Source organism: Flavobacterium sp. (assembly GCF_044368625.1).
Taxonomy (GTDB): Bacteria; Bacteroidota; Bacteroidia; order Flavobacteriales; family Flavobacteriaceae; genus Flavobacterium.
In genome coordinates, this window is sequence record NZ_JBIPPD010000043.1 from 1 (window position 1) to 18,496 (window position 18,496).

Sequence of the window (18,496 nt, forward strand, 5' to 3'; positions counted from 1 at the left end):
ATTTTGTTGTTAGCATTTTGGATTATTATTTCATTAGAATTCAAGCTTAAAAAATCGTTTAAAAAAGGCGATTGAACGTTGGATTTTTCATTCATTTTGTCATTACCAATGTATAAATAATTATTTAAAATTATATTTTCGGAAATTTGACGGGTGTAATTGAAATGATTATAAAATGTAAAATTATCAACTGTTGAAGATTGATTAATTTGTTCTTCATTAAATAAAAGATTGTTTATAATGTTATTTGGATTGTTTTTAAAAATGGTAAGATTTGAGATATAACTTTTTTCGTTTGGTGTGTACTTAAATTCCAATTCTGCTGATGCCAACGTTTTTTTATTATTGTAAAAATTTTCTTCAGTAAATGAAATTAGGTTGTTCTCTAAATTATAGTTAGTAAAGGACGATGAATTTTGATTTTGATTATCATTTGCATGAAATATTACACCTCGTAATGAAAGGTTATTTTTAATCTTTGAATTAAAACTTAATGAATTTAAAAAAGCATTATTAAAAATGGTTTGGGAATTACTAAAAAAATTAATTTCACTATTATTAATATTGTATAACGATTTTGATTTGTACTCATAACGATCACTACCAAATGATTCTCTTTGATTAACATTTGCCGAAATTAAATCGCTTGCTTTTACACCGAGATTATTATACTGTCCAAAATAAAAAAATTTTATTTTCTTCTTTAATAAACCTAAGTTTAAACTTTCATTCCAACGATTTTCAGAAACAATACCACTTCCTAACATAACATTACCAAACCAAACATTGGTTAATCCTTTTTTTAGTTTGAGATTTATAGCTACTTTGTCTGAATTATTTAGTTTTTTAAAAACAAGGTTGTCTTCAAAATTATCTATAATTTGTACTTCATCTAGATATTTAGCATCAAGATTTTTTGATAGTACTTTATAATTTTTATCAAACATGTCTTCACCTTCAATAAGTAATTTATCGATGGTTTTCCCATGCGCTTTGATTGTTCCATCATTTAAAACTTCGATACCCGGTAATTTCTTCAATACATCCTCTACTGTTTGCTCAGTTTTATTACCAAAACTAGCAACTTTTATAAAAGTGGTATCTTGAGCTGTTCTTATTTTTTTTTCAAATTCGACAACTACTTCTTTTAATTCTTCAATTTTTTCCTCTAATTGAAAATCTTGATTAAGGTTTAAAAGCGAGATTATTTTTGAAATTTTTTGATAACCTAAACAAGATATTTCAATCTTAATATCATTTGATTTTGGTTTTTCAAATGTGATATTATAACTACCATCTTCAGCGGTAATACTATAATCAAAGATATCATCTGATTCGTCTAAGATAGAAACAGAAGCATTATGAATACCTCTGTTTTCTAGGTCTAAAATTTTACCTTTTAAAGTGATTTCTTGTGAAAAACCAAAGAAACAAAAAAGGAAAAACAGAACTGTACTATACTTTTGCTTTCTATTCAAAAGACTCTAAATAATAGGATGTAATAGGTTCTTTAACCGGAGTCATTCCTGGATGTTCTTTTGCTATAACTATCAAACGATCATAATCACTTTCAATCTTGTTGATACAATATTGTTTAAAATCATTTAAATTCAAAAATTTAATTGCTTTCTTTGAATTTTTGTCTTTGCGTATTGTGTAATTTTGCTTTACATTAACTGGAAATTTATAGGATTTGAAATTCCACTTAACAAATTCTCCCTCATCATATGCTTCTAGAATTAAACCAGGTAAACCATTTAACTTCCATGGTCCTGAATATACTGGAACGTCAGGAGTGTACCAAGCGAAGTACTTTCTACCCCGAAAATAAGTAGTCCCCAAGATACAATCAAAACTGCCAATTTTTTTCTTTTGTTTTGTAATTTTCCATTTAATGTTAGGCAGTGGTTCTTTTACATAGGTATGTTTTCCATCAAAAACATTACATAACAATGTTTTTGTTTTGTAATCACAAACAACTTGTTGTCCTTGAGCTGTTAAAATTAGTCCTGAAGATATCGTATTGTAACTGCCGTCTTTATTGTTGTAGAATTCTTTTGCTTTCGATTTACTAATTGCATTTTCTAAAGAATCTTTGCCAACTACATAATAGGACTTATCTTTTGTAAACATTGTGTAGGCGTTGTAGATTTCCCCATTTCCACCACCAACACCTATTGCATCAGTAAACTCATAAAATACTATTCCATTTTGAGAGAATACATTTAAAAATGTAAAATAGAAAAAAATAACTAAGTAACTGTTTTTCATATAAGTTTTATAAATTTTTAAAAAAAAAAGAATACAAGACGACTAGCCATCTTGTATTCAATATATTAATCTACTGACGTGTTTCTATTATCGCACCATGCTTTTCCCATCGCAGCGGCTTGCTTTCGTGTGGTGTCATCTGAAGTAGTGAAGTAAACTGTACCACCTCCTGGACAATTGTGCTTCCAGTTTTTTGCGGCATAAATCGATAAAGATGATAATGTCATCATTGTGATGGCAGAAATTAAAAATGCTTTTTTCATGTTGTAATATTTTTGTCGTTAAACTTGTTAAACTCTTCAACAAGCGGTTTTGAACGTTCGAGATCAAAACAAAAAAAAAGAAAACAATTATCCAAATTTTTTATGTAAAATTTTAAAAAAAACTTACAAAAATAAGATAAAAGTCGAAATTTGTATATTTTTAAAATTTCGCAATTTAATAAATAAGTTAACACTTCCTGAAATTTAATACGCTATAATTGGGAAAAAATATCACACGTGCATCATTTCAATGGATCGGGATTTTTTTATTCCGCACTTGATCCGGAATCTGTGTAAACAAAATCCTTATATTTTTATTAAGCATGCGTTTATCACTAATTTTCGTTTAACTTTTTGTTCAAAATAATAAACAAAAATAAATTTTAATTGTAAATTTGCCATTCATATTTACATTTATGTTTAAAAGCAGGAAAAACTTAGTCTTCGTTATTCTAGCCGGGATATTTATCACCAATGCGGTTACTGCCGAATTAATTGGTGGAAAACTCATCCAAATTGGTCCGTTTGTAATGAGCATTGGGATTTTACCGTGGCCCATTGTTTTTTTAACTACCGATTTAATCAACGATTATTTCGGAAAAGAAGGCGTCAAAAAACTGTCTTATCTCACAGCTGCATTGATTATTTACTCCTTTATAATTCTATTCTTAGCCATTGCAATTCCAGCAGCAAAAGGAATTTCTCCAGTAAATGATGAACAATTTCAAGCGGTTTTCGGACAAAGTATGTGGATAATCGTAGGAAGTATCGCGGCTTTTCTCGTTTCGCAACTCATTGACGTTACGATATTTGCCTATTTCAAGAAAAGAACGGGCAACAAAAAGATTTGGCTTCGGGCCACGGGTTCTACTGTTGTTTCTCAATTGTTTGATTCGTTTATTGTATTGGGAATTGCTTTTTGGCTTCCGGGTAAAATTAATACCGAAACTTTTGTATCTTCGGCATTGACGGGCTACACGTTTAAATTGGGAACCGCCATTTTATTGACGCCCTTGATTTATTTAGGCCATTACTGGATTCGGATGTATCTAAAAAATGACGTATGAAAACACGCTGTGCTTGGTGCGAAAAAGACGATTTGTACCGACAATACCACGACCAAGAATGGGGTATACCCGTTTACGACGATGCCAAATTATTTGAATTTTTGCTCTTAGAAACTTTTCAGGCAGGATTGAGTTGGCACACGATTCTCAAACGACGGGAAACCTTTCGAACCGCATTTGACCACTTTGATTACCACAAAATCGCACTTTATCCAGAAACTAAAATTCAGGAATTAATGTTGGATTCGGGAATTATCCGAAACCAACTTAAAATCCGATCGGCTGTTGCCAATGCCCAAGCATTTCTTAAGATACAAGAAGAATTTGGTTCCTTTTCAAAATACATTTGGGACTTTGTCGACGGCAAACCCATTGACAATAACTGGCAATCAATGGCAGAGCTTCCCGCCACCACTCCCCTTTCGGATGCCATAAGTAAAGATTTGAAAAAACGCGGATTTAAATTTGTGGGTTCAACCATTGTTTATGCACAAATGCAAGCCACAGGAATGGTCAATGATCATCTAGCCGATTGTTGGACAAAAAAAAATAAAAATATTTAAGATATACTGAATTTCGCTTAAACGTAAATTAATTTGGCTTGAACCTTTATTGATTTCGCTTAAACCTTTATTGATTTAGCTTGAACGTTTATTGATTTCGCTTAAACGTATATTGATTTCGCTTAAACGTATATTGATTTCGCTTAAACGTATATTGATTTCGCTTAAACGTATATTGATTTCGCTTAAACGTATATTGATTTGTATTGATCAGCTCGTCTTTTTATTACAAATCGTTAAAGAAAATTAGCTTCTAGAGTTGTGACTATACAGTACTAAGCATTTCTATAAATGCTGCCCTTTCAATTTCTCTGGCTCCCAAACTTTCCAAGTGGTCGTTGTGCACTTGGCAGTCGATTAATGTGTACTTTCTGATTTGTAAATTTTGCACCAACGTGATAAAAGCCACTTTCGATGCATTAGAAACTTTGGAAAACATACTTTCTCCACAAAAAATGTGACCGATGTCAATACCGTACAGTCCACCGACTAATTCGTTGTTTTGCCAAACCTCAACCGATTTGGCAAAACCGAGTTCATGCAACTTTATATACGCTTCAATCATTTCATCGGTAATCCAAGTTCCTCGTTGTCCGTCGCGTTTGATGGTGCTGCAATTGGAAATTACCGCTCGAAAATCTTTATTGAAAGTTACTGTAAAAATATTTTTTCGCAAAATGCTTCGCATACTTTTAGAAACTACCAATTCCTCTGGAAACAAAACCATACGCTTGGGGGGCGACCACCACAATATCGGTTCGTCATCGTCAAACCAAGGAAAAATCCCGCTCCTGTAGGCCAACATCAATCGCTCGGGAGACAAATCGCCACCCACAGCTAAAATGCCGTGTGCATCCGCCTCGGTAACGTCGGGAAAAAATAATTCTTTGAGCAGAAAGTACATTGAGAAGTAAAAAAGGCCCCTAACTCCCAAAGGGAACTAGGAGTGGTTAGTAAGCAAGTAATGTGTAAAAGTTGTTCGATTGGGAGTTAGCACAATAGACCATTAAACGTTTATAATTTGTCAAAATTGATGCAATCCGTGTCGTATCTAATGATTTCAGTTTCACTTTTTATAGGCATCCGAATGAACAGTTGCGACAGCTCTACCCGATGGATCATTTAGGTTTTTAAAAGCTTCGTCCCATTCTAATGCAATTTTAGTGCTACAGGCCACACTTGCTTCTTGCGGTACCGATAAAGCTGCAGCATCACTCGGAAAATGTTCGGTAAAAATAGAACGATAATAATATTCTTCTTTGGATGTGGGTGTTTGAATCGGAAACCTATATTTTGCATTCGCCAATTGCTCGTCTGAAACTTCTTTACCCACAACTACTTTCAAGGTGTCAATCCAGCTGTAACCAACGCCATCGCTAAATTGCTCTTTTTGGCGCCAAGCCACGCTTTCGGGCAACATGTCTTCAAAGGCTTTTCGCAAAATCCACTTTTCCATACGTTCGCCGTTTATCATTTTGTCTTGTGGATTAATCCGCATAGCTACGTCCATAAATTCTTTGTCTAAAAACGGGACGCGACCTTCTATTCCCCAAGCAGCTAGACTTTTGTTGGCCCGCAAGCAATCGTACATGTGCAATTTGCTCAATTTTCGGACTGTTTCTTCGTGAAATTCACGTGCATTGGGTGCTTTATGAAAATACAAATACCCTCCAAACAATTCGTCCGAGCCTTCGCCAGAAAGTACCATTTTTATCCCCATCGACTTGATGACTCGCGCCATTAAATACATCGGTGTCGAAGCTCGAATGGTGGTAACATCATAGGTTTCGATATTATAAATTACATCGCGAATGGCATCTAAACCTTCTTGAATCGTAAATTTGATTTCGTGGTGAATGGTTCCCAAATGGGAAGCCACTTTTTGAGCAGCAACTAAATCGGGCGAACCTTCTAAACCCACTGCAAAGGAATGCAATTGTGGATACCAAGCATCCGATTGGTCATCCGATTCGATCCGTTTTTGCGCAAATTTCTTGGCTACAGCCGAGGTTATTGAAGAGTCCAATCCGCCTGAAAGCAAAACACCATAAGGCACATCGCTCATTAACTGCCTTTTAACCGCTGCTTCAAGAGCGGTTTTTATGGCTTCGATACTTGTTGCATTATCCTTTACAGCATCATACGTTGTCCATTCACGTTTGTACCATTGCACAAACGCGCCGTCTTTGCTCGACATGTAGTGACCTGGAGGAAACAATTGAATTTTAGTACAATATCCTTCCAAAGCCTTTAATTCCGATGCTACATAAAATGTACCGTACGGATCCCAGCCAATATATAAAGGAATGATTCCCATATGGTCACGGGCTATAAAATAATCGTCATTTTCAACATCGTAAAGGGCAAAACCGAAAATCCCGTTCATTTCGTCAATAAAATGAGGACCTTTTTCTTGGTATAAAGCCAAGATAACTTCGCAATCGCTTTCGGTTTGAAACTCGTACTTTCCTTTAAATTGATTGCGCAATTCGCGATGGTTGTAAATCTCGCCATTGGCAGCCAAAACCAAACTTTTATCTTTAGAAAACAAAGGCTGTTTACCCGAAGCTGGATCTACAATTGCCAAACGTTCGTGCGCTAAAACCGCTTTGTCATTACTAAAAATACCGCTCCAATCTGGCCCACGATGCCGTATAATTTTTGCCATTTCTAAAACTTGTGGTCTTAAAATTTCGGTTTTTTGCTTGAGGTCGAAGGCACATACAATTCCACACATATTGAAAAAGGGATTTAATGGATAAAAAAAATAAGGTTGATTCGCAATGTGGAATCAAAAACTGACATCAATGTTCTGTAGAAAATGCGCCAGAACAGCGTTTCAAGAAAACATTGGAATCAAAAATAACTAATTGATTGTAATTTATTCAAAAAAAAGTCCAGTAGGTCCAATTTATATGAATCAAGCAAAAAAAAGATTATTTGATTGCTAAAAATAAAACAAAGTATACATATATTTGAGGACAAAGCGTGTCATCAATTGAGAAGCAACTAACAAAAAAACACCAATCCGAACATATAACCTTTGTTACATGTTCGGATTGGCGTATTTATTTTAGAGTGGTAGGTTGGGAATATACAGTTTAGCGTTTGAGAATTTCACATCTGCCAACTTCAAACGTTCTGCTTCCACTTTACCGTTGTAAATTAAAAGTAGTTGTTCGCTCTAAATTACAGGTGTAAATTTTACACTTCTGAGCCCACTACTTTAGAGGTCCCGACGCTTCAGGAAGGGAAAGCTTAAAACGGTAAATCGTCGTGATCTTCTTCTTTAAAATTATCTGCAGGAGCGAATGCAGCTGCAGGAGGCATTGGCGGCACAGTTCCTTGAGCAGGAGCCTCAGTCTGTAATTTTGCAATTCTCCATCCTTGAATAGTATTAAAATAAACCACTTCCCCTTGCGGATTGGTCCATTCTCTACCTCTCAAATTAATATCCACTTTTACGTTATCGCCCACTTTGTACGCATCCAATAAATCGCATTTGTCTTGTACAAATTGAACCGAAATATGTTGTGGATATTGCTCATCCGTAGTTACTACGATATCTCTTTTTCTAAAACCCGAACTCCCCACTTCTTTGGTTTGTTCTACCATTTTCACTCTTCCTGTAACTTCCATTTTTTTACTTTTTTGTGGCTTGAATCAGCAAACCTATTTATACTCTTTTGGCTAACAATAATTTCCAAGCGTGTTCCACTTGTTCCTCATTCAAAAATTCTTTTGCTTTCATGTGCACGTTTTCTTCATCATCTGAACTTAAAACGGCTTTTGCTTCAAAACTATTTTCTACAAATATATTAATTTCTTCTTTCGTGGGCAAAGATTCTACATTTCCCAACATGCCTAAATCATTTCCAGAAAAAACCGGACTTTTCCTAATAAACTCTGGAATTTTATCCACCCCAATTCCCAACGTAGTCAAGGGTTTAGGCACTTCGAACAAGCCTTTATTGGCTCGAGAATACCAGTTGCCACCCATCCGCGACACGAGATCAATTTTATATTGGTCAATTGCACCGTTTTTGTCCAAAACATCTTCGCTAATATGCAATTTAATCACCTCACAAATTACCAAATTTCCTGCTCCACCTTCAGTTCCTAAACTGATAATTTCGTTCACCTTGCATTCAAACTGCACCGGCGATTCCTGTACTCGAAACGGCTTCACCAAATCCGAAGCTAACATTGTCAATCCCGATTTGACAAACTCATTGACACCATCACCATACTCCGTGCTTGCCAGTGAAACCTGCTGTACAATATCATAATTCACCACACTTATCACCACTTCGTGCGTTGCTTCAACATTCAGCAACGTATGTTTTACCGTGTTATTTCGCACTCTTCGTGCAGGAGAAAAAATCAAAATTGGCGGATTGGAACTAAAAACATTGAAAAAACTAAATGGCGACAAATTGGAAATTCCATCTGCATCTATAGTGCTTGCTAAAGCTATTGGACGTGGTCCAACAGAACTTTGCAAATAACCTTGCAATTGTACTGCTGAAATTTCATGTGGTTCAATACTAATCATAGTTTTGCTGAATTTTTGACAAAGATAATTTTTTGGAACCAATCTTTTGGTATTGTGAAAATATAAAAATTAGAATGATGAAAGTTTGTACCAATAGAATTTTGATTAATGATTCATTTGTATAAATTCACGTAATTTGGTGTCGAAAATAACTGGAGGATTCGTTCTGTCTTTTTCAACCATTTTTATTACATTTAAAAAAAATTTACATGCAATTTTCAGAACAAACTAATAAAACACGGTGGGTTATTATCGTTGCTTCATTTGTCATCGTGTCTTTAATTCTTTGGAATACTTACGATTTCTTTCAGGTATTTAAATCCGAAGAGCGACAAAAAATGGAGATTCTAGCCGAAAGTTTACAGAAAATAAATAAATCAGACCTGACCACAGACGATTTGGCCTTGGAATTATCCATAATAAGTAGCAATAAAACAATTCCTTTTATATTAACAGACCATCAAAATGTAATCATCAACAACTCTAATATTGAGGCTGCTGTTAGTGAAAATCCTACTCAATTAAAGTATTTATTAAATCGATTTAAAAAGGAGAATGAGGCGATTATAATGGAAGATTCCGCTCAATATTTATATTACGGAAATTCTTCGTTATTGACAAAATTGAAATATTATCCCCTAGCCTTGGTTTTAATCATCGTCCTGTTTGGCATTATAGTTTATAATTTTTATCGAAGTACCAAAATTGGGACACAAAATAAACTTTGGGCGGGAATGGCAAAAGAAACCGCTCATCAAATAGGAACGCCTTTATCTTCTTTAATAGGTTGGGTGGAAATCATGAAAGCCGATAATGTTGATGAAACCACCGTTTCAGAGATTGAAAAAGATATTGCCCGTTTACAAACCATTACGGATCGGTTTTCAAAAATAGGCTCGGAACCCGTTTTAGAACGTATGAATATTGTCAAAGAAACGGAAGATTCCCTGTTTTATTTGAAAGCACGCTTTTCTAAACAAGTGAATTTCTCGTTTTCAGGCCCTGATTATCCCGTATTAATGAGCTTAAATCCTGGATTACACAGTTGGACTATTGAAAACCTGGTCAAAAACGCCATCGATGCTATGAAAGGAAAAGGCGACTTGACCGTTGCAATTATCGACGACAACAAATACATTCGGATTCGTGTTTCCGATACTGGAAAAGGTATTCCAAAAAAGGATTTTAGCCGTGTTTTTGAACCTGGATTTACTACTAAAAAAAGAGGATGGGGTTTGGGTCTTTCACTTACTAAAAGAATTGTAGAAGAATACCATAGTGGAAATGTCAAAGTTCTAGCCTCTGAAATTGGCAAAGGGACGTGTATTCAAATGAGTTTTAAAATCACATAAAAAAGAGAAACTTTCGTTTCTCTTTTTTATACTTAATTTGAAGTAAAAATCGCCCTTATTGTTTCATCGGTTCCATTGTCATCAAAATCGCCTACCGTTTCTAATTCTAAAGAAGTTGCTGTAAGACTTTTTATAGTTGCAGTACCAATCTCGCCATCCATGGAAACACTAATTTTATCTCCATCCAAAGCCCAAGAACCTTGACTTGTGAATAATTCGCAATTATTGAAATAGCCATCAATTAATACTCCCGTTGACAAAAATTCGTTATAATCCCTCCCGCAAGAAGCATCTTGGTTTTCGTAAGGAACTGTTTGTCCCGCAACTTTGTAGCTAGCAAAGTACCATTTCTTGTTGGTCAATTTGGTTGCATCAATAACGTTATCATTGTCATCGCCTGAACAAGAAGCGAATAAAACCAAGCCTAAAGCTAAAGTTAAAAATTTTTTCATTGGAATGTGTTTTTTAAATTTCGACAATGTTAATAAAAAAATTTAAGCAAAAAATACTTACTTATAGGTATTGCTGAATTTCTTTCACAATATTTTCAAAATCTACTTTCTCTAATTTCACTTTCTTTTCAAAACGCATTTCGTCCATTTCATTCAACGGAATTAAATGAACGTGGCAATGCGGCACTTCAAGACCTATTACCGCCATTCCTACGCGTTTGCAATCAATTGCCTTTTCTAAAGCGATGGCTATTTTACGTGAAAACTGCATCAAGTCAAGGTACAAATCTTCGTTCAAGTCAAAAATTTTATTGATTTCTTGCTTTGGAATGCACAAAGTATGACCTTTCGCATTGGGATTTACATCCAAAAAAGCCAAGAATCTATCGTTTTCCGCAATTTTGTAAGCCGGAATTTCGCCGTTGATTATTTTAGTAAAAACTGAACTCATCTTCTAAAATTTAAAATTAGTCGCGCGTGATTTCCAAAATTTCAAATTTCAAAATTCCGTTGGGAACCGTAATTTCAGCAATTTCTCCTACGGATTTACCTAGCAAACCTTTTCCGATTGGAGAAGTTACCGATATTTTTCCTGTTTTTAAATCCGCTTCGCTTTCGGCAACGAGTGTATAAGACAACTCCATTCCGTTGGTTTGGTTCTTGATTTTTACGTGCGACAAAACCAAAACTTTAGACGTATCCAATTGCGATTCGTCAATCAATCGGGCATTAGAGTACACTTCCTCTAATTTGGCAATACGCATTTCCAGCATGCCTTGTGCTTCTTTTGCAGCATCGTATTCGGCGTTTTCAGACAAATCCCCTTTATCGCGTGCTTCTGCAATATCCGCTGATGCTTTAGGACGCATTACGTTTTTTAAATGATCTAATTCTTCTTTTAATTTTTTAAAACCTTCCGCTGTATAGTAAGATATGTTACTCATAATTTCATTATTTATATAAATAGAAAAAATCCCATCGGAACGGGATTTCTTTTCACAAAGATACTTTTTTTATTTTAGTCTATAATAATATGCTAAATCATATATATGTCAAAGTTAATTAAATTAAATTTGTTTCGTTGATTAATTAAGAAAATTTTTCTCATGCGTAAATTATTTGCTGTTATCGCTTTAGTGGTACTCTTTTTCAGTTGTTCATCCGATACTGTACGGTACCAAAATCCGTTTATTCCCAATTATAATTTTTCGATTACGATTGATGCTAATTTACCTTTGTACAGCGGTTTGCTTTCATCTATAAATCCCATCCGCATTACCAACGAAAATGTGGGGGCTAACGGCATAATTGTGATGAAAATTTCCGACACCGATTACCGTGCTTGGGAAGCCAACTGTCCCAATCAATATCCAAGTGCATGCTCCCGAATGGTAATCAATGGCTTGAATGCCAAATGTCCGTGTGACGATATCGAATACAGTTTGTTCAACGGCGTAGGAATGAACAACCAAGGAGAATATACGATGAAACCGTATCGGGTCGATATTCTGGGTAAGAATCTGATTCGGGTATCGAATTAAGACCTCCCCAACCCCTCCAAAGGAGGGGCTTTCAAAAAGGAGGTAAAATTTAATTTAGATAAAAAACGTAGCTTTTTGAATTTGTTTTTGCCATTGATATTGATTTTTTAAAATAACAAAGTCAAACCCACTAAAAAGTTGATTCCAGCTTGCGGATAATAACCAGCTCCTTCAATAGTGGTGATACTCCCCGGACTAGAAAAATCGTCGTCGTAGGTGTAAAAATAGCCGTTACTTTCGTACTTGTGATCGAAAATATTATTGACTAAACCATTGAGGAGAATCGATTTAAACACCGATTTGGGTTTGAATTCATACGAAATATTGAAATCATTTACTGCATAAGCATCCAATTTTGAACGTTGAGAATCGATGTTTCCCATGTATTGTTTGCCTACGTATTTGGTTAAAAACGTAATTTGCATATTTTTAACACCCGCAAACGTCAAGCCATTTGCGGCAATTAAACGGGGAGAGAAAGCGATATCCGTATTGCCTAAATTCTGTAAAACACCATCTCTTTCAAATACAAAATCTTTATTTTTGTTGGTGCTAATGGTCATGTTGGGACGCAAAATCCAGTTTTTTAATGGAACTATAGCTGCATCTATTTCAATTCCCAAGCGGTAACTTTTTCCACTATTGGTTCTTAAAGGTGCTCCAACATCGTTTAATTGTCCAGTCAAAACGAGTTGGTCTTGGTAGTTCATTAAATAACCGTTGATGTTTACTTTAGCTCTTGCCGAATTGTACCTCCAGCCCAACTCAAAGTTATCCAATTTTTCTGGTTTAGGATTTCCGCTTTCGTAATCGTTTCGGTTGGGTTCGCGATTGGCTCTTGCATACGAAAAGTAAAAGTTATTTTTCTCGTTTGCTGTAAAAGTAACTCCTGCTTTTGGATTGAAAAAATGAAAAGCGTCGTTTACTATACCTGTTTCTTCACCATTTGCCGTATATATTACATTTCGGTATTGAAGATCTCCAAAAAGATTCCATTTTTCTGTTAAATCATAATTCAATTTTGCAAAAACATTCAAATCGTTTTTGGTCGAAAAATCATCATAATACTTAAAATTGTATTCGGGCAAAACCACACTTCGCGTCCATAATACATTTCCAAAATGCTTTCCTTCGTAGCGGTTGTAACCTCCACCAGCGATAAAATCGACTTTATCTTTCTTGTAGTTTACAGAAAAAGTGGCCCCGTAAAAATCATTGTCGAGCCATTTTCTTCGAATTAAATCCGATTCTTCCACCAGTTCTCCATCGATATTTTGTGGCTCAATTCCGTAATCCGAAAGCTCCTCGCCTTGACGGTAATTCTCAAAAAATCCTTCTCCTTTGGTATAATGCAAAGCAAAATTAGTACTCCAAACGTCACTCCAACGTTGGTTCCAATGCAGTTGATAGTGGTCTTGTTTGTAATTATCGGTTTCATTATCGTAAAACCGCAACTGACCATTGTTATCAATATATTCTCCTGATACGTTGTATGTTCGGTCGTTGGCAAGCTTTTTCAAATCTTCCAGTCCGTTCCAAGATTGATAGGTTTTTTCGGTTCCACCAAATACCAAGGCTTTGATTAAGGTATTATTTTTCAGATAAGTACCTTGTAAAAAATACGACTTTAAATCGGAAGCCGCTCGATCGATGAAACCGTCGGAGGCAATATTCGAAAGTCGTCCCGCAATTTCGAAATGATTGTTCATCAATCCGGAACTAAATTTCACCGTATGCTTTCGTGAATTAAAACTTCCGAAGGAATTGGAAATCTCACCCGAAGATTCTTGGTTTACGGCATCAGTTAGCAAGTTTAAGCTTGCGCCAAATGCACCCGCTCCATTGGTGGAAGTTCCCACACCGCGTTGGAGTTGCACATTTTCTACCGAGGAAACAAAATCGGGCATATTGACCCAAAAAGTCCCTTGGCTTTCCGAATCGTTGTACGGAATTCCGTTTATCGTAACATTCACACGACTTGCATCGCTACCACGAACGCGAATTCCGGTGTATCCAAAACCATTTCCAGCATCAGAAGTGATAACCACAGAAGGCAAAAAGTTGAGCAAAATAGGAATGTCTTGTCCTAGATTTCGCTGCTTTAATTCTTCCTTGGAAACATTACTAAAACTCATAGGTGTCTTGTCGTTGGCCCGAACAGCCTTGACCATTACCTCATCTAAGGGATTGACTTTTGTCGAATCTTGAGGTACATTTTGTGCATAACCGCAAAAAGAAAATAGCGATAAACTGTAAAGAAACAATCGCTTTTGTGTAAAAGGCTTGTGTAAACCTGCAAATAATAAAGTTTTCATTCGTAAAAAAATTACGAATAAAAGGGGCAATTATTCAATTGTTAATAAAATAGTATTGGATTTTTCTCGACAAAAAACAATCGTGCACAATCGCTTTTGTCTTTTCCCTAAACAGCATTACCTGTTCTAGGTTCCATGGGTATAATCTCAGCCATAACAGCACCCCTTTGAGACGGGACAAAAGTAGGCAAAACTTATTTTAAAAAACAAGAAACAATTCAAAAAAAAATTGAACCTCTAAAACTCCGGTCTTCGTCGATTCTTTTTTACTTCAGCGTTTGTTTTTTTATCCTTCAATCTTTTACGGATAACGGATTTTGGAATTTTTGTGGCTTTCCGTACTTTTTCGATGTGCAAACTTCGGGTGATCAAATCAAAAAAGCGTTTGGTGACAATGGCTTTGTTTTTAAACTGGCTTCGGTCTTCGTCGCAATTTAAAATCAAGATATTTTCTTTGGTCAATCGAGTAGAAAGTTTTGAAAGAACAAGTGCTTTTTCTTCTTCTGATAAACCACTTGAATTTTCTACATCAAAATTTAAAACGACTTTCGAGGAAACTTTGTTTACGTTTTGTCCACCAGCACCGCTACTTCGCACGGCTTTAAAATTCAATTCTGATAAAAGCTGTTCTTTATCCATTATGCACCTCCAAATTCTGTTTTTTATCGTTAATAATTTTTTTCCATTCGACGTAAGCCATCACGGCAAGAACGGTAAAAATAAGAAATTGCAACGACAAAATCCCCAAGCCTCTGTAGCCATAAAGTGGTATCGAAATCAAATCGGCGATGATCCACAGCGTCCAATTCTCGATTTTTTTAATCGCCATGAACCACATTCCTGTAAAAAATAGTCCCGATGTAAAGATGTCGATATAATTTTCTTCTAAAATGGGTCGGTCGAAAAGTTGGTACACGCCGTACATCACAACTACCGTTACTAAAAACAAAATAAAACCAATTATTTTTTGCCTTGTATTGGTTCGACTGATTTGATAAACAGGGATCTCATCTTTTGTTTTTGCCCAGTTGAACCAACCGATAATACTCATAATCGAGAAATACACATTTATTGTCATATCAGCAAAATAGCCTGCTTTATAGAGCAAATAAGTGGATAAAATCGTGGCAACCAAACCCGTTGGATAGACCAAAATATTCTCTTTCTTGGCATAAATGACGCTGATGATTCCAAAGAAAAAGACGATGATTTCGATGATGATATCAAAGAGAATTTTGTCCTGATACGGTTTTAAAAAAAAATCAATCATTTAAAATTTGATTAAAAAATTCACTGTCGTTTTCAAAAGCGGTTCCGATAACTACCATAGTTGCTCCACCACTATACGCACTTTCAATTCCTTCCTTGGTTCGAATGCCGCCGCCCACAATTACAGGGATCTCAACCGCTTTTGAAACCGCTTCAATCATTTCAGTTGGAACAGAATACAAAGCACCACTTCCCGCTTCCAAATAAATCAATTTGTTACCCATAAGCTCGCCTGCTTGAGCAGTGGCAACCGCTTTTTCTATATGCTTTCGCAAAATGGGTTTGGTTTTACTCACTTCCTCAACTGCTGTAATTCCGCCGCTTTCAATCAGCAAATAAGCGGTGGGAATCACTTCCAGATTTGATTTTTTGAGTACCGGTGCCGCTTGAACGTGGTGTTCGATCAAGTAATCGGAATTTCGTCCAGAAAGCAAGCTGAGGAATAAAATACCATCAGCATTATCGGCAATTTGGGAAGGATGACCGGGAAAAAGAACAATGGGTAATTGCGTAAAAGTTTTAATTTTCGAAATCATTTTTTCGATTAAAACCGAAAAAACAAGGCTTCCGCCAATGAAAATATGGGTAGCTGGAGATTGATTTATTTTCGCAATCAGAGATTCGATGTTTTCAAAATCAACTTTATCGGGATCAATTAAAACCGCTAACAAACGTATTTTGTTTTGAAAAGCACTTCGAATTTCAGCATAAATTGTGTTTGTGATTGTTTCCATTTAAAGCAAAACTAACGTTTTTATTTTTTAAATTTTACTTCTCAAAAGCAATAACAATGATATAGTTTTCGACGATTTCAAATTGTACCGAAAATTCTTTCACCATATTTTCAAAAGTGAGTATGGCACTTGTTTTTCCTTCGGACATTTCGAAAGGTAAAACCGAGATATGGTCTTTAAAACTGATTCCTACTTGGTTTTCAATTTTAAAAATGGCTTCTTTAACGCCCCAAATTACGGTGCTTTTTTGGATAAAGTCTTGTTCTTTTTCTTTGGGCAGAAAGCCAAATTCGGTATCCATAAATTTTTCGGCGATGGTAATTATTTTTTCCCGTTGCATTTCGAGGTCAATTCCGGCAATTGTATCGCTCACAATTATGGCCGAAAATTCAAAAGAATGGGTGATGGAAATGTGTTTGCCGTCCCGTAAATTGGGCTTTCCTGTTTCGTCATAAAACAAATCTTCGTCGGTGTAGTTCAATTCTTGCAGTAATTTTCGAATCGAAAGAAAACCTTTTTGATGTGACAAGGCTTTCATATTATTAAGGCGAATTAAACTAACGTCTTTCATGTAAACTTCGTCAAAGAGATCTTCGAAGGATTCAGTGATTTGCCAAATAAGAACTTGTGATGCAGTACCGATGGTGAATTTTTTATATAATGGCATGTGTTTCGTGAATTTTTAGCCCGGATGGAAACGGCATCCCCCGATTTTTCATCGGGGATACAGTGGACAGCCGGATCAGCTCCTGAAAAAACTTATTTTTTAAATTGTGACAACGCGTTTTTTGTAAATTCGGATAAGACCAATTTACCAGAAATGGCGGCTCTTTCGTGCAGCAATTCGTCCCAGTGTGCGGTATTTTCCCACAAAACGGTTTTCATTTCGGCCAAAGCTTCGGGATTGTAACTCGCCAATTTTTGAGCCAGAAAATCGACCTCTTTATCCATTTCGCTGATGGTTTCATACACTTTTGCATACAGCCCTTTTTCTTTGGCCCAATAGGCGTTTTGCCATTCGTGTCCGCCAATGGTAAGTTCGGCTAAGGCGGCAGTACCTATTTTTCGTTCAACAGCGGGTGCAATTACAAATGGCCCGATGCCGATTGTTAACTCTGAGAGTTTGATGGATGAAGCTTCGGTGGCAAATGCATAATCGCAAGCAGCGGCCAGACCTACACCACCCCCTACTGCTTTACCTTGGATACGACCGATGATGAGTTGGGGACATTTTCGCATGGCGTTGATGACATTGGCAAATCCGGAAAAGAATTTTTCGCCCTTTTGCAAATCATCAATTTGGAGTAGCTCGTCGAAAGAGGCTCCCGCACAAAATGTTTTATCGCCTTCACTTTTTAAAATGATTACCGAGACGGACTTATCTTGCGACAGTTTTTGCAATTCATTGGTTAAACGCTGCAACAATTCACTTGGAAATGAGTTACTTGACGGATGACTGAACTCGATTGTGGCAATTTTATTTTGAGTATTGGTATATAAAGAACCGTACATTGGTGTTGTTTTTAGAACATTAATTTCTTGTAAAATTAGGTAAATTACCTGAAATTTAGCTGTTGCTGATTGATTTTCCTGTTAATTGATGATGGTACTAGATTGATTGGTGCGATTTTTAAAGTCCAACAAAAGTGCAAAACAATTTTTTTAATTGGGCAAAAAAACTATATTTGCGTTCGAATTGGGGATGTAGCTCAGTTGGCTAGAGTGCTTGACTGGCAGTCAAGAGGTCGTGGGTTCGAGCCCCATCTTCTCCACATTAAAAAACCGTAAAAATCTAATTTTTAGATAATTACGGTTTTATTTTTTTGTAATTTGTACGATTTTTGTATTGCTACGGTTTTTAATTGCTTTTTTAATCAATTTTTACACACGTGAATAGATAACAACGAACTTTTATATTTTGAAGTTTGCACCAGTAAAAAAACTACTTTAATAATTATTTTTGTTTTTTCGGCTTCATTTCGTGCATTTATTACATAGCATTTCAAAATAAAGTATTCGCTGTGTTCAATTCATAAGTGCAACAAACTTATTATTTAGAGTTTCAATTGGACTAAGATAATTGAATTTTCTAATAGGTCTGTTATTAATTGATA

Annotated in this window: 20 protein-coding genes, 1 tRNA gene and 1 riboswitch; of the genes, 5 read left to right on the plus strand and 16 right to left on the minus strand. The window is 35.6% G+C overall.

Features of this window, described 5'->3' with window-relative positions:
• From ACIQ2X_RS05270 to ACIQ2X_RS05280, 3 genes are all read right to left on the minus strand, one after another.
• A partial coding sequence (locus ACIQ2X_RS05270; protein WP_396177865.1) for a carboxypeptidase-like regulatory domain-containing protein occupies positions 1–1,478 on the minus strand: 1,478 nt, incomplete at its 3' end.
• Positions 1,471–2,271: a GLPGLI family protein gene (locus tag ACIQ2X_RS05275; RefSeq protein WP_396177866.1), complete on the minus strand. Its 801-nt coding sequence runs from the start codon at positions 2,269–2,271 to the stop codon at positions 1,471–1,473. The genes ACIQ2X_RS05270 and ACIQ2X_RS05275, both read right to left, overlap by 8 nt.
• 65 nt (positions 2,272–2,336) lie before the next feature.
• Positions 2,337–2,534 (minus strand): hypothetical protein, encoded by a 198-nt coding sequence (locus tag ACIQ2X_RS05280; protein ID WP_396177867.1) that lies wholly within the window; start codon positions 2,532–2,534, stop codon positions 2,337–2,339.
• A gap of 416 nt (positions 2,535–2,950) precedes the next feature.
• Between ACIQ2X_RS05280 and ACIQ2X_RS05285 the strand changes: the two genes are divergently transcribed.
• The gene (locus ACIQ2X_RS05285) at positions 2,951–3,601 is read left to right on the plus strand and encodes a queuosine precursor transporter (protein ID WP_396177868.1); all 651 of its coding nucleotides are present in this window, start codon (positions 2,951–2,953) and stop codon (positions 3,599–3,601) included.
• Positions 3,598–4,164 (plus strand): DNA-3-methyladenine glycosylase I, encoded by a 567-nt coding sequence (locus ACIQ2X_RS05290; RefSeq protein WP_396177869.1) that lies wholly within the window; start codon positions 3,598–3,600, stop codon positions 4,162–4,164. Before ACIQ2X_RS05285 ends, ACIQ2X_RS05290 begins: the two co-directional genes overlap by 4 nt.
• A gap of 265 nt (positions 4,165–4,429) precedes the next feature.
• Here ACIQ2X_RS05290 and aat read toward each other — a convergent pair whose 3' ends face one another.
• The 4 genes from aat to ACIQ2X_RS05310 form a co-directional block, all read right to left on the minus strand.
• Complete coding sequence (aat, locus tag ACIQ2X_RS05295; RefSeq protein ID WP_396177870.1) at positions 4,430–5,068, minus strand: leucyl/phenylalanyl-tRNA--protein transferase; 639 nt, start codon at positions 5,066–5,068, stop codon at positions 4,430–4,432.
• A 162-nt stretch (positions 5,069–5,230) separates the two neighbouring features.
• Positions 5,231–6,901 (minus strand): asparagine synthase B, encoded by a 1,671-nt coding sequence (asnB, locus tag ACIQ2X_RS05300; protein ID WP_396177871.1) that lies wholly within the window; start codon positions 6,899–6,901, stop codon positions 5,231–5,233.
• A gap of 521 nt (positions 6,902–7,422) precedes the next feature.
• Positions 7,423–7,803, minus strand: coding sequence for a DUF3127 domain-containing protein (locus ACIQ2X_RS05305; RefSeq protein WP_396177872.1), 381 nt, complete (start codon positions 7,801–7,803; stop codon positions 7,423–7,425).
• A 37-nt stretch (positions 7,804–7,840) separates the two neighbouring features.
• Positions 7,841–8,719 carry a flavin reductase family protein gene (locus tag ACIQ2X_RS05310; RefSeq protein WP_396177873.1) on the minus strand — a complete coding sequence of 293 codons (879 nt, stop codon included), beginning with the start codon at positions 8,717–8,719 and terminating at the stop codon, positions 7,841–7,843.
• Positions 8,720–8,928: 209 nt separating this feature from the next.
• On the opposite strand from ACIQ2X_RS05310, the gene ACIQ2X_RS05315 reads away from it, so the two are divergent.
• Entirely contained in the window at positions 8,929–10,071 is a 1,143-nt protein-coding gene (locus ACIQ2X_RS05315) for a sensor histidine kinase (RefSeq protein WP_396177874.1), read from the plus strand.
• Between the two features lie 32 nt (positions 10,072–10,103).
• Here the strand turns inward: ACIQ2X_RS05315 and ACIQ2X_RS05320 are convergent, their stop codons facing one another.
• The 3 genes from ACIQ2X_RS05320 to greA all read right to left on the minus strand — a co-directional run bounded on the left by ACIQ2X_RS05320 (position 10,104) and on the right by greA (position 11,467).
• Complete coding sequence (locus ACIQ2X_RS05320) at positions 10,104–10,523, minus strand: lipocalin family protein (protein ID WP_396177876.1); 420 nt, start codon at positions 10,521–10,523, stop codon at positions 10,104–10,106.
• Between the two features lie 61 nt (positions 10,524–10,584).
• Positions 10,585–10,974 (minus strand): HIT family protein, encoded by a 390-nt coding sequence (locus tag ACIQ2X_RS05325; RefSeq protein ID WP_396177878.1) that lies wholly within the window; start codon positions 10,972–10,974, stop codon positions 10,585–10,587.
• Positions 10,975–10,990: 16 nt separating this feature from the next.
• Entirely contained in the window at positions 10,991–11,467 is a 477-nt protein-coding gene (greA, locus tag ACIQ2X_RS05330) for a transcription elongation factor GreA (RefSeq protein ID WP_396177879.1), read from the minus strand.
• 162 nt (positions 11,468–11,629) lie between these two features.
• Between greA and ACIQ2X_RS05335 the strand changes: the two genes are divergently transcribed.
• Positions 11,630–12,064, plus strand: coding sequence for a hypothetical protein (locus ACIQ2X_RS05335; RefSeq protein WP_396177881.1), 435 nt, complete (start codon positions 11,630–11,632; stop codon positions 12,062–12,064).
• 107 nt (positions 12,065–12,171) lie between these two features.
• Here ACIQ2X_RS05335 and ACIQ2X_RS05340 read toward each other — a convergent pair whose 3' ends face one another.
• The 6 genes from ACIQ2X_RS05340 to ACIQ2X_RS05365 form a co-directional block, all read right to left on the minus strand.
• The gene (locus ACIQ2X_RS05340; RefSeq protein ID WP_396177883.1) at positions 12,172–14,379 is read right to left on the minus strand and encodes a TonB-dependent receptor; all 2,208 of its coding nucleotides are present in this window, start codon (positions 14,377–14,379) and stop codon (positions 12,172–12,174) included.
• An 86-nt stretch (positions 14,380–14,465) separates the two neighbouring features.
• Positions 14,466–14,556, minus strand: a riboswitch (TPP riboswitch).
• A 60-nt stretch (positions 14,557–14,616) separates the two neighbouring features.
• Entirely contained in the window at positions 14,617–15,018 is a 402-nt protein-coding gene (arfB, locus tag ACIQ2X_RS05345) for an alternative ribosome rescue aminoacyl-tRNA hydrolase ArfB (protein WP_396177884.1), read from the minus strand.
• Complete coding sequence (pnuC, locus tag ACIQ2X_RS05350) at positions 15,011–15,649, minus strand: nicotinamide riboside transporter PnuC (RefSeq protein ID WP_396177885.1); 639 nt, start codon at positions 15,647–15,649, stop codon at positions 15,011–15,013. Before pnuC ends, arfB begins: the two co-directional genes overlap by 8 nt.
• Entirely contained in the window at positions 15,642–16,382 is a 741-nt protein-coding gene (locus ACIQ2X_RS05355; protein WP_396177887.1) for a geranylgeranylglyceryl/heptaprenylglyceryl phosphate synthase, read from the minus strand. Before ACIQ2X_RS05355 ends, pnuC begins: the two co-directional genes overlap by 8 nt.
• A gap of 34 nt (positions 16,383–16,416) precedes the next feature.
• Positions 16,417–17,049 (minus strand): 4'-phosphopantetheinyl transferase family protein, encoded by a 633-nt coding sequence (locus ACIQ2X_RS05360; protein WP_396177888.1) that lies wholly within the window; start codon positions 17,047–17,049, stop codon positions 16,417–16,419.
• Positions 17,050–17,141: 92 nt separating this feature from the next.
• Entirely contained in the window at positions 17,142–17,894 is a 753-nt protein-coding gene (locus ACIQ2X_RS05365; protein ID WP_396177889.1) for an enoyl-CoA hydratase/isomerase family protein, read from the minus strand.
• A 186-nt stretch (positions 17,895–18,080) separates the two neighbouring features.
• On the opposite strand from ACIQ2X_RS05365, the gene ACIQ2X_RS05370 reads away from it, so the two are divergent.
• Positions 18,081–18,154, plus strand: a tRNA-Ala gene (locus ACIQ2X_RS05370).
• Positions 18,155–18,496: the final 342 nt, after the last annotated feature.